Origin of the sequence: Commensalibacter sp. M0133 (genome assembly GCF_016101485.1) — a bacterium.
In the GTDB taxonomy this organism is placed as follows: Bacteria; Pseudomonadota; Alphaproteobacteria; order Acetobacterales; family Acetobacteraceae; genus Commensalibacter; species Commensalibacter melissae.
This window is the reverse complement of sequence record NZ_JACFQI010000003.1, coordinates 83,522-99,172: the sequence shown is the minus strand read 5'-3', so window position 1 is coordinate 99,172 and position 15,651 is coordinate 83,522. Positions and strand designations below refer to the sequence as shown.

Here is a 15,651-nt window from a genome sequence, read left to right as displayed (position 1 = left end):
AAATCTGTATTTAATTTACAATATATAAATACAAATATGAACCCTGTTACCTTATAATAGAAATATTTTCACAGATTTACTGGTAAATAAGCAAAGATAAAGGATATGTTAACCTTGTCCGATCACCATATCGCTATTGATTTTTCATTTATATTTTATAGATAAGACAAAAACACTTTCACTTTATAAGAAATATCTTTATAGAGATAAACTGTTTTTATTGTTTTCCTACACTCACTTATATTATTGTTAAATCTTACAAATTGTGCCAGTTTTAATAGATAAACGGATCGTTCTATGCCAGAGGTAATGTTTGCAGGCCCAGCAGGTCGTCTTGAAGGACGCTATCACCATTCCAGTCAACCTAACGCCCCCCTTGCCTTAATCCTACATCCCCATCCTCTGCAAGGTGGGACAATGAATAACCGAATTGCCTATACAATGTATTGTGCATTCCAAAAAATGAATTTTTCTGTACTACGTTATAATTCTCGTGGTGTTGGACGGTCTCAGGGACAATATGATGGTGGTATTGGTGAAATATCCGATGCGGCAGCGGCCCTGGACTGGTTACAGATGGCGAATACAAATTCCAGGGAATTATGGATCGCGGGGTATTCGTTTGGAGCCTTTATTGGAATGCAGCTCTTGATGCGTCGTCCTGAAATACAAGGATGGATCAGCATCGCGCCATTGGCAAACCACTATGATTTTAATTTTCTTGCACCTTGTCCATGCAGCGGTTTGATGATCGCAGGAGAATCCGACAGCATTGTCCCATTGCAGGAAATTGACAAACTTGTTGAAAAACTTAACACTCAAAAAGGCATCAAAGTTGCCTATAATACAATCCCTAATGCCGATCATATTTTTGCCGATCAAACTGAGCAGATCGAAAAAACAATTACCAATTACGTTAAGAAAATTTTAAAGAACAGATCTGATCAACCTTAGATTAACATTGTTCTTTTTATATCTCTTTAATTTTCCCGAATTAGATACATTTTATGTTAGGTAAAATATCTGAATTTTATTTTATCATAAAATGTTGTCTTTCTTTTGGTTTATTACCTAACCCTTTACACAAAAAATATGGCCTTTTTCTCTAAACGCAAATCACTGGAACAACTTACACTTGATTCAAAAAAACATGGTCTAAAACAATGTTTGGGTCCATGGCGTTTAACAATGATTGGGATCGGCTCTACCATTGGCGCAGGCATTTTTGTCATGACAGGAACAGCTGCGGCTAATTTTGCTGGACCAGCAATTCTTTTATCCTTCATTATTGCTTCAATAGCATGTTTATTTACTGCCCTTTCCTATGGTGAACTGGCATCCACTATGCCGACTGCAGGATCGGCATACAGTTATGCCTATACATCACTTGGTGAAAAATTCGCTTGGATTGTTGGATGGTTACTGTTGTTGGAATATGGAATATCGGCTGTATCAGTTGCCTCAGGATTTTCGAGTTATAGTGTTTCCCTACTAAAAGATTTTCATATTCATATCGCTTCATGGCTACATAATCCCATGATTCAACCTGCAATTGGTGGATATGGAAAAGGAATTGTATTTGTTAAGTCTCTTGACCTGATTGGAGCAGGATCTGTTCTGATCGCAGCCATATTCCTCTTATATGGGGTTTCCGAATCAACAACAATTAATGCAATAATCGTCAGTTTAAAAATCGGAGTATTAATTCTTTTTATAATTTTGGGATTTCACTATATTAAACTGGAAAACCTGACACCTTTTATCCCCTCCTCAACAGGTCCGATGAATTTTGGAATCAGGGGCATTTTTCGGGCAGCCTCAACAATTTTTTTTGCCTATATAGGCTTTGAAGCTGTTTCCACAGCCGCGTCAGAAGCAAAAAATCCTAAAAAGGACGTCCCCTTTGGAATCATAGCTTCCTTGTTTGTTTCAACCATGATCTATATTGGTGTAGCGCTAATTTTAGTCGGGGTTGTTCCTTATAGAAAATTAAACATTTCTGATCCACTGGCCCTGGCAATTGATTATATGAACATGCCAAACTTGGCCTGGATTTTGAAATCTAGCGCAGTTATCGGACTTTGCTCAGTAATGCTCGTTTTGCTATATGCTCAAAGCCGCATTTTCTACATCATGGCACAGGACGGATTGCTTCCACCAATTTTTAGCAAACTTCATCCTAAACATTGTACACCTTGGATAGGAACCATTATCCTCAGCCTCAGCATCGCCATTACGACAGCTTTTTTACCTATTGATATCATAAGTGACCTAATCAGCCTTGGAACCTCTCTGGCATTTGGTATTGTCTGTTTCACGGTTATATGGCAGCGGAATGTTCATCCCAATATTCATCGACCCTTTCAGGTACCCTTTGGTGGATTCAAGATTAGAAATATCTGGATTGGCTATATTCCCGTTTGCGGCATCCTATGTTGCCTGACCATGATTTTTCCCTTGGTCATTGACATGATTTACTCCCTAATTAATCACAATCCACTTCCACTGCTCTTAATGTTTATTTATAGTGTAATCGGTGTCTTTGGCTATTATTATTACGGACGCAAACATTCAATTCTGTCCAATTCAAAAGAAAAATGATATTTTAAAAAAAATAGTTTTTTTTAAATATGATTTTATTATGAATTTTCCATCACCTCTTCGCATTGCCGCCATTACAAAATGCTATCAAGAAACAACCATGCTTCCCATATGGATCAGACATTATGCCAGACTAGTAGGAAAAGATAACTTATTCATACTTGATAATGGCAGCGATCCGCCTGTCAAAGCTGAACAATACATTTATGTTGAGCACATTCCACGTCGCAAGTATTTGGATGAACAAGATAGCGTCAATATAATGAGCGAATGGCAGCATAAACTTTTAAAACTTTATGACTGGGTTCTTTGTATTGACACAGACGAATTTATAATCCCCCGTCCATCTCGTTGGACTTCCTTACATGAATATCTTGCACAATGTTCTGCCAAAACATGTCGATGTGTAGGTGTGGAAATCATTGATCCTTTGATTGGAAAACCTGTTGATTGGTCAAGACCCATTTTTAAACAACGTTCCAAGGGCACCATTAAAAGTTGGTCATGCAAACCCTCAGTTTCATCAGTTCCGACGCGATGGGAACCCGGTTTTCATCGATGTCAAAATGAAACCCTTTTTGCGCACGATTTATGGCTGTTTCATTTGAAATATGCTGATCAGAACCACCTCCTTGAACGTTCAAAACTCAGACGCAGAATTCCAAGAAACCCGGAAGATATTAAAAATGGATTGGGAACCTCACATTTAATATCCGACAATGTTCTAATCAGGTTTCTAAAATCGCAGAGATCAAAAATTGGCACAGGAACCTTGGATGACTATTTGATCACTAATCCTGATCCTGATAACGCTGATTCACTCTACCTTGATATTCCCCATGAGTTTATTGATTTTTTATAATCAATTAAACAGACATCTCTAAATGCATTTTTATTTTTATGATTGTTTTCTATTTTTCATCGGTTTAATAGCCGGGACAATTGATACCCTTGCAGGTGGTGGAGGTTTAATAACCGTACCCGCTCTACTTTTTACCGGTATTAATATAATTCCTGCATTAGGTACAAATAAATTGCAATCAGCAATTGGTGAATTATCGGCCACATTACGATTTTGGAAAAGCGGACAACTAAGTTTTCATGGGCTTGCCATCCCTCTGTTTTTCACTGTAATCGGATCTGCCATAGGTACAATTACATTACAATACAGCGCTGATCAGACCCTGAACAAAATAGTCCCATGGCTTTTATTGGCAATATTGCTTTATTATTATTTATTTCCAAACCTACATTTCAATCTTGAAAAAAGACAGTTGCCCATAAAACCGAAAATACTGCCATGGATGGGGACTGTAATTGGATTTTATAATGGCTTTTTTGGACCTGGAACAGGAGCGATCTGGACAATTTCATTAATGCAGATTTACAAATTACGTATTAACACTGCGACAATAATTACAAAACCGTTAAATATCGCTGGAAATATTACCGCGCTCAGTATCTTCATATCAGGCGGACAAATCAACTATTTTAGTGCATTTATAATGGGTGTTGGTTCTTTTATAGGCGGACAGATTGGTGCATCCTTGGTTATTTACAAGAGTTCACGTTTTTTGCGTGTATTTTTTTTAATTGTCATGACATCATGCGTATTTTACAGTTTTGTCAAATATTATAATATTCATTTTGTTTGATTTATGATAATCCCAGAAATAATTATTTATTAAAAAGTCACAAGAATGGTTCCTTCTTCCACAGCATTAATCTTGGATCGGCTTAATCATTCAAAATTCCGGTCTAGATTTACATTACATGAAAAAGAACGAAAATATCTAATCGATAAAGGCCTTGATAAAATAATTGAACATGCTACGGATTTCATCAATCAACGTCTGGCTCCTGCTTTTCCAAAAAATGATGGAAAACAAACGCCATGGAAAGGACATCCTGTTTTTATTGCCCAACATGCCACAGCAACTTGTTGTCGCAGCTGCCTTGAAAAATGGTATAAGATTCAAAAGGGGCAGGCCTTAACACAGACAGAAAAAGATTTTATCCTCGATTTGATCAAGGCTTGGATAAAAAGGGATTATCAAACCCATCAATCTGTGAAAAAACATTCATAACACGATCCAGACAGATAGCTTCGGTATACATTGATAAAGCCCTGGCCCGCCCATTTTCTCCCATTTTTTTTCTTTGTTCTGGATGAAAGGCAAGCCAGGCCATTGCCCTGGATAGCAAAGATATAGAACCTGGCGGGATCAATAGCCCTGTTTCTGAATGCTGAACTTGTTCTCGGGGACCCCGTATTGAAGTGCCTATAACAGGTAAACCACTTAACATTGCCTCGATAATGGACATTGGTAACCCTTCAAAATGACTGGGTAAAACAAAAACATCAGCAGCTTTCATCAACTGATCTATGTCTTGACGATATCCCCAAAAACGTATTTGATTACCCAATTTTTTTTGTGCTTTATTAAAAAGTTTATCCAATACCAAACCATAATCAGAAGGCAATCTTTCGCCTACAATCCATAATTCAGCTTCTGGAAGCTTTTCTGCAATTGCAGAAAAAGCGACGATTAACTCTGGATAACCTTTATGTTGAACAAGACGGGAAACTATCATAAAAACTATATGATTCTGTGGAATCTTGTTTGCCTGTCTAAATTTCTGTTTCAGGTCAATATCAGAAAAGAATTTTGCTGGATCCCGACCGTTACCTATAAAAATAGGATTGGAATGAATGCCCAACCTTTTAGCATCTCGAGCCTCTTCCTGAGAGACAGTCATGTAAAAATTCGTAATTTTTCCACAACACCATTCAAGAACAAAGGATAATAGACGTCTTATCCATGATTTTATACCTTTCCCGGGTTGATTAAAAAGATATCCGTGACAAGTATAAATAATTACAGGCGTTCCACATAAAAAAGCGGCTATACGTGCCAATACGCCACTTATGGGCATATGGGCATGAACGATATCTGGTTTTTCAAGTTTGATTATACGGTAAAGAACCCAAAAAGCTTTTAACTGACCTATGATCGAAAAAGAACGGACAAAAGGAACGGTTCGGATCTGAAATCCCTCTTGTCTCACTTTCTCCAACAACCTTCCTTCTGCACAAACACCAATGACTTGATGGTGACAGGAACGCAACCTACGCATTAAAGGAAGTAAAAATTGATATAAGGCAAAATCAACATGTGCAATTTCCAAAATTTTCATAAATTCATTTATGCCTTACGACGCAGAGCCCATCGAATTTTAGTTATTTTTTCTTTATCATCTTGAATATTCTTAATATTTGAATGATTTAGAGAACTATTTATTTCTGATTGCCTCTGAATTTCTGAAGTTTTTTCCGACAAATCTTCAGGCATTCCAACAGAAACATGATCCGCAGTGTTTCTTTGCCATATTTTTGCATCATCATTTTGATTATGGAAAATAGCCACATAATCAGACCCTTCTTCTTGCTCTTCGTTTAAAACCGATTGTTTGTCTTGTTTCTCAAATTTAGTTATAGAAGTTCTATTCTCTTCAACATCATTTTTTTTTGATTGATGCAGATTATATAAAACAATCTGTTTAGTCGCAAGTCGAACTTTTTCACCAAAGTAGACGCTATTTTCAACTTTTCCCTCTGCATCGGAAAAACGGAACCACCAAATTTGTTTACCTTCTTGAGGATGTTGAAACGATAAAACAAAAATTTTTTCCTTCTCATTTTTCCGAATTTCAACCAATTTTTCTTCAACTTTAACCGAAGGATGTAGATGAAAACGAATAGTAAAAGGATAAGACTGATCAAAATCAAGCGTTTCCTCCCCTCTTAAATCCTGACCATCCGCTGAAAGATAAAATTTACGATGATAAATTGCACCATATGCTTTTTGCCAGCCATTATGACTTAATTCCACCCAATGGGCACCCTCAGTCATTTCATGAATTGATTCAACTTTAAAATTTAAATCTTTTAATTGATTATCCTCCAGTAAAACACTTTCTGTATTGGATAATTTTAGAACAGAATGAGCCGCGGTTCCCGCCAATGCAGATCGCCAGGCTGATGATCCTCCAGCTCCACAATTAACAATTAATCTCTGTTTACCAGCAGAAAATTCAAAGGATAAAGCACCAAGATATTTTATATCTACCTTTTTCGGTGGAACACCACTGTCAATTAACAGAGTTGAACGATTGGCAAAACAACGAATATATCCACCCGCTTTCATATCCGTCATGGCAACACGTTTTTGTGTGGAATTACTCAGAACACGATCAATAAAATGTGCCTCATTCTCACTGGAACCATTAAATAGTGCAAGCCTGCCATCACCATGTCTCAATGCCCTTAAAGCACGACTGACATTATCAAGCACTAGAATAAGTTCGGAAGGGGGACGCATATTGATCAACTGGTACATCAAACGAATTTCGGTCAGATCTCTCAATACATAAAGTTGTATTTCAGGGTTTCGTTCAATATGTATTCCATCTTCAAGAATCTGTTCAGCCAGTTCACTTTGCAGGAATTTACTGATTTTTGGTATTAAATCAAATTGTTCCGGCATACATAATGCAAGAGCCAGAGCGGCCTTTAATAACGTAAAATTTTCATGTGTATGATTGTCCAAAGGAAGCATGGCAACAACATATCTTCCTTCTTTCATAATTCGACGCATAAATTGTTGATGAAAATATTTTTCTGCTGATGCCGCAAAAAAATCATAGAACCCCAACCAATTCACTATACGATCTGCAAGGGTAATCGGTCTGTAAACAACAGAATCATAATATGAAGGTGAATTGCCAATCCAATCCGTCACCAAATTTCTTGCTGCAAGACGCGCATTTTCTGTCCCTAGCTCTCGCATATCCCGTAACCACGAAAAACCATGCAGTTTGCCAATAATTTCACAGGAGAGATTTTTATCACCCCATTGACCGGGATATAGGGAAATAACATAATCCTGGTAAATAAATTCCCCTTTTACAAGATGCATACCATAAACAGAATTTCCGGTCCATAAATCTCGCAAAATATATGCTGGGACTTCGGGAATCTGTCCATAACCAATGGCAGGTAATCGTACCAGAGAAAGTCGGATTTTTTTAACCATTTCTTGAAAAGCCATCCTAAGCCTCCCTATTTCTCTGAATCATTTCTCCTAATGGGTGAAAGTCATAATTTAGCAAATTTTTTACTTTTTAGTTCCCCGCAATGCATCTATTGCCTGACCATAATCAGGTTGACCATAAATTGAAGTTCCAGCTATCAAAACATTGGCTCCCGCTTCTATCACCAGGGGTGCAGTTTGAACATTAATCCCGCCATCAACACTGATATGAATGGAACGACCCGACTTTTGAACCATTTCATGTATTGCACGAATTTTCGCCAATTGACTGGATAAAAATTTCTGTCCACCAAAACCAGGATTTACAGTCATAATTAGAATATTATCTACAAGATCTATAACCTCGGAAATTGCATTGGCAGGTGTGGCCGGACATAATACAATCCCGGCTTTTATTCCAAACGATTTGATATGTTGCAAGGAACGATGCGCATGAGGCCCCGCCTCGATATGAAAAGAAATTTGATCAGCACCCGCCTGAACAAACGGTTCGATAAAAGGATCAACAGGTTCAATCATAAAATGCACATCAAAAAACAACTTGCTATAAGATCGCAAAGATTTAAGAACTACTGGGCCAAAAGTCATATTAGGAACAAAATGACCATCCATAACATCAAGATGTATCCAGTCAGCACCATGTTTGTCAACCGCCCTAATTTCCTCTCCCAAACATGCGAAATCTGCCGAAAGAACACTGGGAGCAATCAAGGGAACCCTTATATCCAATTTACAGCCTTTCTAAAATTTTCAAATACTATGTCAAACTATTAACTGCAGTTTATGATAAAATTTATGAATTGAACAGAAAAAACACGATTTGATTTTATCGTGTCCACCAATACAAAGATATATTTCACTTGAAATAATGTTTAATTAGTCTTCTTTTACAAAACGTGCGATAAAAAAACCATCCATTCCGCCTTTTTCTTGCCACATAGAAGGAAGCGTCCTAATCCATCCCTCTTCTGTTAATGCTTCAGTTAAAAATGGAATTTCCTTTTGTGTAAATGGTAGAGCCCTAACACCAGGTAAATTTCTAAAAAATTCTGCCTGCTCTTCTGCCTCGGAGCGCTGTAGGGAGCAAACACTGTAAACTAATCGTCCTCCTTTTTTTAGATAACCGATCGCTGCACCAATCAACTTTCGTTGAATCTTAACAAGACTTTGAATTTCATTTTCTTTTTTTAAATGCAAAACATCTGGATGTCGTCTAAAAATACCCGTGGCAGAACAGGGAGCATCCAATAATATCGCATCAAATTCATTTTGATAATTTAAACTTCCAGCATCACCAAGAACCAACACTGCATCCATCTGTAACCGGTTCAGATTTTCTTTCAACCGTTTTAACCGTATAGATTTTTTTTCAACCGCAACAACATTTCCTCCAGCTTGAATTAATTGTGCTGTCTTACCACCGGGTGCCGCACATAAATCAGCAACTTTTTCATTTTCCTTCACATTCAAAAGATAGGCAGGTAGAGATGCCGCCATATCCTGAATCCAGAACTGCCCCTCCTGATAACCGTCAAGCTGTTCAACCTTTACATGACAAGAATAACGCCAATGATTATTCATTAATTGCACACCTCCTTCTGGAACAGTGGCATTCGTTTTAAAATGCATATCCAAAGGGGGTTCACTATCCAACAGGGTTGCCAACTGACGAGGATTAAATCCTGCCTGATTCCATGACTTCCATAACCATGCAGGAATATTCAAGCGATTTTGATCAAGATCCTTCAGTATGCTTGGTCCATTTTCAGAAATCCGCCTGAGAACAGCATTGACTAGACCCGTAAACTTCACAAATCCATTATGACGCGCAAGTTCTACAGATGTATAGATAGCGGCATGTACAGGTGTTTCCAAAAAAAGAATTTGAGCCACCCCTAGCAAAATAATCCATAATACCTGCTGTGGTGGCGATCGTTTCAAAAAAGGTTCTACAAGCGCCTCTAATGTTCCTTTTTTTCTCAAGATACAGACAATTAATCGATATGCTGCTGCCTTATCCCTTTGATCAACATCAACAGGTAAAGCATTTTTTAATGCTGTTTCTAACGGAAGATGTTTCCAGTCAAATATCTGACAAACAGTATCAAAAGCAATTTGTCGAGTAGGATCATTATTTCTGTCAGATCGAATATTTTCTTTCGATGACAGATGATTCTTAATTGATATATCTTTTTTCAAAAAATTATAACTTTTCTTACTTAAAATCATTATAGTTTTAAATGAATTAAATAGTAAATATATTCACTTTCAATAAATAAAATTACTACGTTCTCTGCTCTATTTTTCTGATAATCAATTTTTACCAGAATTGCGAGATTTCATCTTAACTAATTATTTATTTTAGACTCTAACAATAAAATATTATAAATTATCCAAAAAATAAATCCAATATAAAAGAATTTAATCCCGAATGAATTTAAATTTCATATTTAAAAAATTTATCAACATAAACCTAGAAATTATATTTAAATGAAAAATTGGACTATTCTTTTACCGTATTATAATGAAGCAACCTTTCTTCCAGGTACTCTTGAAAGCATAGCATTACAAAATTATCAAAAATTTAAACTTATTCTAATCAATAATCATTCCACAGATAATTCTGAAAAGATAGCCAGAAAATTTATGAATTTTTATCCTGCAATTGAGGTGCAGTTTATTAATGAAAAACTTCCTGGCAAAACAAATGCCTTACATACTGGATTAAACCATGTCACCACTCCTTTTGTGGCAACCATGGATGCTGATACTTACTATCCTCAACATTATTTAGAATTTTGTAATCAGATCTTTGAAAGTCACCCAGAATATTCTGCCGTGATGGCTTGTGATATTTATCAGCCCTTTAAAAATCGCAAAAGTCAAAAACGATGTCGGAAAATATATTTAAAATCAAAATTAATGCCCAAGCAATGTCATGCTGGAGGATATGCACAGACTTTTCGTACTAAAAGTTTAAAGCAAATTGGGGGATTTGATCAAAAATTATGGCCTTATGTCTTTGAAGATCATGAGGTTATTCATAGACTTTTAAAAATTGGTAAAGTTTATTACTCTCCAAAACATTGGTGTATTCCATCGGAAAGACGCACAAAACATAAAAATATTCGCTGGAGCCGCATGGAAAAGTTTCTATATGAATACACCCCTTTTTTTCTCAAGGATTGGTACTTTTATTCTTTCTTAAAAAACAGGTATATTAAGAAAAACACTTCCATTCTTCAGCTTAGACAACGGGAATGGGAATAAAATCCAATTAGTGAAGATTAATTTGAATACTTCAGTGAAAATAATCCTATTTGAAATAACTTACCAATACTGTATGATACAATGTGTTTCTAATTTTATATAATTTATTAAATGCATGATTCAATCCAAAAAATTATAAGCCGAAATTTAAATTCTATACGGGATAAAATTCAACAGGCTGCTTGTAAAGCTGGACGTAAACCAAATGATATTCGACTTGTTGCCGTTTCAAAATTACATCCCGTAGAATCAATATATGCAGCTTTCAATGATAAACAGTTGATATTTGGTGAAAACCGTATTCAAGAGGCAAAAAAGAAATTTGCACCCATTTTATCGGAACAGCCAGATATTAAACTGCACATTATAGGTCCCATCCAGAGCAATAAATTATTAGATGCCGTTAAAATCGCGGATACTATTGAAACTGTTGACCGCCTGTCAATTCTCGACCCGCTTGAAAAAGCCATTCAGAAAACAGGACGGTCCCCCACTCTTTTCATCCAAATCAATACAGGAAGAGAACCGCAAAAGGCAGGAATTTTTCCCGAAGATGCGGATCATTTTATTTCATTATGCAGGAAACGGTTTGGATCATCAATTCAGGGTGTAATGGGTATTCCCCCCGTTCATGAAGACCCTATTCCTCATTTTAGAAAACTTGCCAATCTTGCCAGAAAATTTGGTCTGAATGAAATATCAATGGGAATGTCAAATGATTTTGAAACAGCCATTACATGTGGAGCAACGTATGTTAGGGTGGGAACTGGAATATTTGGAACACGCCCTTTAAATCCTAAAAATAATTCATTCCAATAATGAACAGCTGCAAATTTAATATTTACCGCAATTGCAACCTAGGTGGAGTAATATATCATGCTTTCTTCTCATGAGGAAAACATCAACCCTGATAATGAAGCAAACCAAGAAGAGAATGATAGCGTAAGTACGGATGATATCAATATCATCGAGGGAAAAACCCCTTCAAAAATAGAAAATGAGGATGAAACTCCATCAGATACACTTTATAAACAAGATACGATTGCGGTATTACCATCTCTGGATCAGGAAAACCAAGTTACAGAATTCGGAACCGATCAACCAGAACATAAAATCAGACCATTAAGTTTGGCTATTTTGTTGACTGTTCTGGGCGTTGTCTATGGTGATATCGGGACAAGCCCTATTTACGCCCTACGTTCCACAATTTTAGTTGTATCCAATCATCACAGCAATATTAAATCCTGGGAGGTTTTCGGTGTTGTCAGCTTAATTTTCTGGGCATTAATATTAATCGTTACAATTAAATATGTAACGCTGGTTATGCGCGCTGATCATAATGGAGAGGGTGGAATCCTTGCATTGATGTCCTTGGCTCAACGTGTATCAAAAACAACCAGAGGAAAAATATTTCTGGGAATTGTCGGTATTGCAGGAACCTGTCTTTTTTTTGGAGATGGAATGATTACCCCGGCAATTTCAGTTTTGTCAGCAATTGAAGGTCTGGAAGTTTCTCTTCCAGAGACAAAAAATTTCATCATTCCCCTTGCCCTTATAATCCTGGTTGCATTATTCAGTTTTCAAAGCAAGGGAACTGAACATATAGGTAAAATTTTCGGTCCAATCATGCTTATATGGTTTGCGACTATAGGTTTTCTGGGTGCCTATGAGGTTCTGAAATATCCCTATATCCTTTTGGCTCTTTCTCCGCATCATGCGATTTTATTTATCATCCATCACGGTTGGATGGCGTTTATTGCCCTTGGATCTGTCGTTTTGGCAGTAACAGGTGCTGAAGCTTTATATGCTGATATGGGACATTTTGGAAGAAGTCCAATTCGTTACAGCTGGATCTGTTTTGTCCTTCCTTGTCTGACTTTAAATTACCTTGGACAAGGTGCCCTAATTCTTTCCAATGCCAAATTTCTGGAAAACCCGTTTTTCTATTTGGCTCCTCATTGGTTTAATATCCCTCTGGTTATCCTTTCCACATTTGCAACTGTTATCGCCAGTCAGGCCGGAATTTCAGGAGGATTTTCACTTGCACGCCAATTAACCCAACTTGGATATTTTCCAAGGCTGCGTATTCGACATACCAATGCACAAGAAGAGGGACAAATTTATATTCCTGAAGTCAATAATGCCTTAATGATAGGGTCCCTCTTATTGATTTTAAGTTTCCAATCCTCTGATGCATTGGCCGCTGCATACGGAATTGCAGTTACGGGAACCTTTACTTGTACCTCTATTCTTTCCTCTGTGGTTTTTAACCGTTCTTACAAATGGTCGATATACAAAGTCGCATGTACATTTGGAATTTTCTTTATCATTGATGTCACTTTCTTTTCGGCAAATGCCCTGAAGATTCCACAAGGCGGGTGGGTCCCATTATTATTGGGAATTTGTTTGACCATCCTCATGACAACATGGAATAAAGGACGCACCCTGGTTTATAATAAACGGGCACAAAATGCTTTACCAATCGCCTCGTTTTTAAACCGCCTACCTCAATCCCATTTAACAAGGGTTCCTGGTATTGCCATTTTCATGACACCAGACCCTCTTTCTGTTCCAAGTTCCCTATTACATAACATTCGGCACAACAAAGTTTTACATGAACATGTATTTTTTGTAACTATTGAAAATCTGAAACAACCAGAGGCGGAACGTGGGCACCGTATTGCAATGCGACAACTCGCACCCAATATTTATCAAGTGATAATTCGATACGGATTTATGGAAATGCCTAATTTGCCCCGCGCTCTTGAACTGATGAAAACTCAACCCAACCTGAAATTCTTTGATACTTTACAAGCTTCATATTTTACAACAAGGGAACAAATTGTAAGAGCCCCTATTTCTAAAATGAGTAAATGGCGAATGAATATATTCATGTTCATGTTACGCAATGCCAGCCCGATTACCGATTTCTTAAGAATTCCCGTTGATCGGGTTGTTGAACTTTCAGTCCGTATTGCTGTTTGATGAATGAAATAAAATTAGTAAATTTGGAAAAAAAGACAAGAAAACATAAGCCTGATCCCTTGGCTCTTTATATCCATTGGCCTTTTTGTCTATCCAAATGTCCCTATTGCGATTTCAATAGCCATGTTGCCCAAATCATTCCACAGGAAACCTATGCACATGCTTTGCTTCAGGAATTACGTCATGCTATTTCAAATATTGAAAATTATAAGTTAAGCTCAATTTTTTTTGGTGGTGGCACCCCCTCTTTAATGGATCCTATAACAATGCATAAATTGATTGATTATGCCATCAAACATTTACCTGTTACTGAGGACCTTGAAATCACCCTTGAAGCCAATCCAACCAGTGTTGAAATCCAAAAGTTAAAAGATTTTCAACAGGCAGGTGTTAACCGCATTTCCCTTGGTATCCAAAGTCTTAACCAACAAGCACTACAAAAGTTAGGTCGTCAACATGATGCAAAGCAGGCAATTGACGCCTTAACACTTGCCAAACGCCTATTTCCGAGAATTTCCTTTGATCTTATCTATGCACGTGAGGAACAAACCCTTTCCGAATGGCAGAAAGAATTAAAAATGGCACTGGATTTGGCTCATGATCATTTATCACTCTACCAGTTGACAATAGAACCAGGAACAGTTTTTGCCAAATATGAAAAACAGGGGAAATTATCTCTCCCTGATGAAAAATTAAGTAGTGAATTATTAATTGCCACGGAAGAAATGACACATCAATATGGTATGTATAATTACGAAATTTCTAATTATGCTAAAATTGGTGCGGAAAGCCGGCACAATCTTGCCTATTGGCGTTATCAAGATTATATTGGTATTGGGCCGGGAGCACACGGCAGAATTACAGAAAATGCTGTTTTATATGCTACAGAACGTAAGAAAAATCCTAAAATTTGGCTTGAATTAGTGCAAAAAAATGGTAACGCTCTAATTATCAAGGAAGCCTTGAATTCAATCGACAAGGCCCGTGAAATGATATTAATGGGATTACGTTTGAAAGAGGGTGTTGATTCTATTGCCTTTCAAAAAAAATGCAATATGACTTTAACCAATGCAATCGATATGAAAATCTTAGAAGCGCTTGTAGAAGAAGATTATATCTTGTGGGACCAAAAACGGTTGAAAACAACCGCGACAGGAAGCATGCGGTTAAATGCTATTTTAGATATCTTGGTAAAATAGGAATATTATTTTGTTACACATGATGAAGGTTGCAGTTGGTATCCAAGATATTGCGCATTTGAAAATTATTAATGAACAAATGGCCGTGAATAACAATGGAAATTCATACACTTTAACACGTTTTATGCCGAAACAGGCCGATGAAATCTTAAAAAATGGTTCCCTATACCGGGTTATTAACGGAACTTTATGTTGCCGACAGAAAATTGTTGATTTTCTTCCAGGTCAACGGGAAAACGGAAATCCCTGCATTCAAATTATTCTTGATTCAGAAATAATTCGTACCTTTTCCATTCCAATTCGCCCTTTCCAGGGATGGCGATATCTTAAAAACACTGATGCGCCTAAGGATTTGCCATTAAGCCATACAAATATATCAGCAGAATTACCTAAAAAGCTGAGAAAAGAGTTGGAAACTCTAGGATTAATTGATCCTATTAGATAGTAAATCGACAATTAACCAATATCTATAACCCTTTATG

General features: G+C 36.9%; 14 protein-coding genes. 10 read left to right on the top strand and 4 right to left on the bottom strand.

The genetic code is table 11. From position 1 onward, the window contains the following. Positions 1-297 precede the first annotated feature (297 nt). From H3T46_RS06965 to H3T46_RS06945, 5 genes are all read left to right on the top strand, one after another. The gene (locus H3T46_RS06965; protein WP_110439421.1) at positions 298-954 is read left to right on the top strand and encodes an alpha/beta hydrolase; all 657 of its coding nucleotides are present in this window, start codon (positions 298-300) and stop codon (positions 952-954) included. 138 nt (positions 955-1,092) lie between these two features. After that, entirely contained in the window at positions 1,093-2,601 is a 1,509-nt protein-coding gene (locus H3T46_RS06960; protein WP_198198082.1) for an APC family permease, read from the top strand. Between the two features lie 40 nt (positions 2,602-2,641). Next, complete coding sequence (locus H3T46_RS06955) at positions 2,642-3,463, top strand: glycosyltransferase family 2 protein (protein WP_198198084.1); 822 nt, start codon at positions 2,642-2,644, stop codon at positions 3,461-3,463. A 22-nt stretch (positions 3,464-3,485) separates the two neighbouring features. Continuing rightward, complete coding sequence (locus tag H3T46_RS06950) at positions 3,486-4,256, top strand: TSUP family transporter (RefSeq protein ID WP_198198086.1); 771 nt, start codon at positions 3,486-3,488, stop codon at positions 4,254-4,256. Positions 4,257-4,301: 45 nt separating this feature from the next. Then, on the top strand, positions 4,302-4,688 hold the full coding sequence (locus tag H3T46_RS06945; protein ID WP_155580062.1) for a DUF4186 domain-containing protein: 387 nt from the start codon (positions 4,302-4,304) through the stop codon (positions 4,686-4,688). On the opposite strand, the gene H3T46_RS06940 is transcribed toward H3T46_RS06945, so the two are convergent. From H3T46_RS06940 to H3T46_RS06925, 4 genes are all read right to left on the bottom strand, one after another. Then, positions 4,630-5,799 (bottom strand): glycosyltransferase family 4 protein, encoded by a 1,170-nt coding sequence (locus tag H3T46_RS06940; RefSeq protein WP_198198088.1) that lies wholly within the window; start codon positions 5,797-5,799, stop codon positions 4,630-4,632. The two genes, H3T46_RS06945 and H3T46_RS06940, sit on opposite strands and share 59 nt — an antisense overlap. Before the next feature lie 8 nt (positions 5,800-5,807). Further along, positions 5,808-7,712 carry a heparinase II/III family protein gene (locus tag H3T46_RS06935; RefSeq protein ID WP_198198090.1) on the bottom strand — a complete coding sequence of 635 codons (1,905 nt, stop codon included), beginning with the start codon at positions 7,710-7,712 and terminating at the stop codon, positions 5,808-5,810. A 66-nt stretch (positions 7,713-7,778) separates the two neighbouring features. Continuing rightward, positions 7,779-8,444, bottom strand: a complete 666-nt coding sequence (rpe, locus tag H3T46_RS06930; protein ID WP_110439414.1) for a ribulose-phosphate 3-epimerase — start codon at positions 8,442-8,444, stop codon at positions 7,779-7,781. A gap of 147 nt (positions 8,445-8,591) precedes the next feature. Then, positions 8,592-9,914, bottom strand: a complete 1,323-nt coding sequence (locus H3T46_RS06925) for an RsmB/NOP family class I SAM-dependent RNA methyltransferase (RefSeq protein ID WP_232350028.1) — start codon at positions 9,912-9,914, stop codon at positions 8,592-8,594. 291 nt (positions 9,915-10,205) lie between these two features. On the opposite strand from H3T46_RS06925, the gene H3T46_RS06920 reads away from it, so the two are divergent. The 5 genes from H3T46_RS06920 (at position 10,206) to H3T46_RS06900 (ending at position 15,614) form a co-directional block, all read left to right on the top strand. Then, positions 10,206-10,985 carry a glycosyltransferase family A protein gene (locus H3T46_RS06920; RefSeq protein ID WP_110439412.1) on the top strand — a complete coding sequence of 260 codons (780 nt, stop codon included), beginning with the start codon at positions 10,206-10,208 and terminating at the stop codon, positions 10,983-10,985. A gap of 111 nt (positions 10,986-11,096) precedes the next feature. After that, positions 11,097-11,804, top strand: a complete 708-nt coding sequence (locus H3T46_RS06915) for a YggS family pyridoxal phosphate-dependent enzyme (protein WP_198198094.1) — start codon at positions 11,097-11,099, stop codon at positions 11,802-11,804. A 57-nt stretch (positions 11,805-11,861) separates the two neighbouring features. Continuing rightward, positions 11,862-13,970 carry a potassium transporter Kup gene (locus H3T46_RS06910; protein WP_155566373.1) on the top strand — a complete coding sequence of 703 codons (2,109 nt, stop codon included), beginning with the start codon at positions 11,862-11,864 and terminating at the stop codon, positions 13,968-13,970. Continuing rightward, entirely contained in the window at positions 13,970-15,169 is a 1,200-nt protein-coding gene (gene hemW / locus H3T46_RS06905; RefSeq protein ID WP_198198096.1) for a radical SAM family heme chaperone HemW, read from the top strand. Before H3T46_RS06910 ends, hemW begins: the two co-directional genes overlap by 1 nt. Positions 15,170-15,188: 19 nt before the next feature. Further along, positions 15,189-15,614, top strand: coding sequence for a DUF1489 family protein (locus tag H3T46_RS06900; RefSeq protein ID WP_155566371.1), 426 nt, complete (start codon positions 15,189-15,191; stop codon positions 15,612-15,614). Positions 15,615-15,651 lie beyond the last annotated feature (37 nt).

What these genes read in the sequence shown, in the direction of transcription:
- H3T46_RS06935 (WP_198198090.1), bottom strand. Translation starts at nt 7,712, where the DNA reads ATGGCTTTTCAAGAAATGGTTAAAAAAATCCGACTTTCTCTGGTACGA.
- H3T46_RS06950 (WP_198198086.1), top strand. Translation starts at nt 3,486, where the DNA reads ATGCATTTTTATTTTTATGATTGTTTTCTATTTTTCATCGGTTTAATA.
- H3T46_RS06920 (WP_110439412.1), top strand. Translation starts at nt 10,206, where the DNA reads ATGAAAAATTGGACTATTCTTTTACCGTATTATAATGAAGCAACCTTT.
- H3T46_RS06900 (WP_155566371.1), top strand. Translation starts at nt 15,189, where the DNA reads ATGATGAAGGTTGCAGTTGGTATCCAAGATATTGCGCATTTGAAAATT.
- H3T46_RS06910 (WP_155566373.1), top strand. Translation starts at nt 11,862, where the DNA reads ATGCTTTCTTCTCATGAGGAAAACATCAACCCTGATAATGAAGCAAAC.
- H3T46_RS06955 (WP_198198084.1), top strand. Translation starts at nt 2,642, where the DNA reads ATGAATTTTCCATCACCTCTTCGCATTGCCGCCATTACAAAATGCTAT.
- H3T46_RS06945 (WP_155580062.1), top strand. Translation starts at nt 4,302, where the DNA reads ATGGTTCCTTCTTCCACAGCATTAATCTTGGATCGGCTTAATCATTCA.
- hemW (WP_198198096.1), top strand. Translation starts at nt 13,970, where the DNA reads ATGAATGAAATAAAATTAGTAAATTTGGAAAAAAAGACAAGAAAACAT.
- H3T46_RS06915 (WP_198198094.1), top strand. Translation starts at nt 11,097, where the DNA reads ATGCATGATTCAATCCAAAAAATTATAAGCCGAAATTTAAATTCTATA.
- H3T46_RS06940 (WP_198198088.1), bottom strand. Translation starts at nt 5,799, where the DNA reads ATGAAAATTTTGGAAATTGCACATGTTGATTTTGCCTTATATCAATTT.
- H3T46_RS06965 (WP_110439421.1), top strand. Translation starts at nt 298, where the DNA reads ATGCCAGAGGTAATGTTTGCAGGCCCAGCAGGTCGTCTTGAAGGACGC.
- H3T46_RS06960 (WP_198198082.1), top strand. Translation starts at nt 1,093, where the DNA reads ATGGCCTTTTTCTCTAAACGCAAATCACTGGAACAACTTACACTTGAT.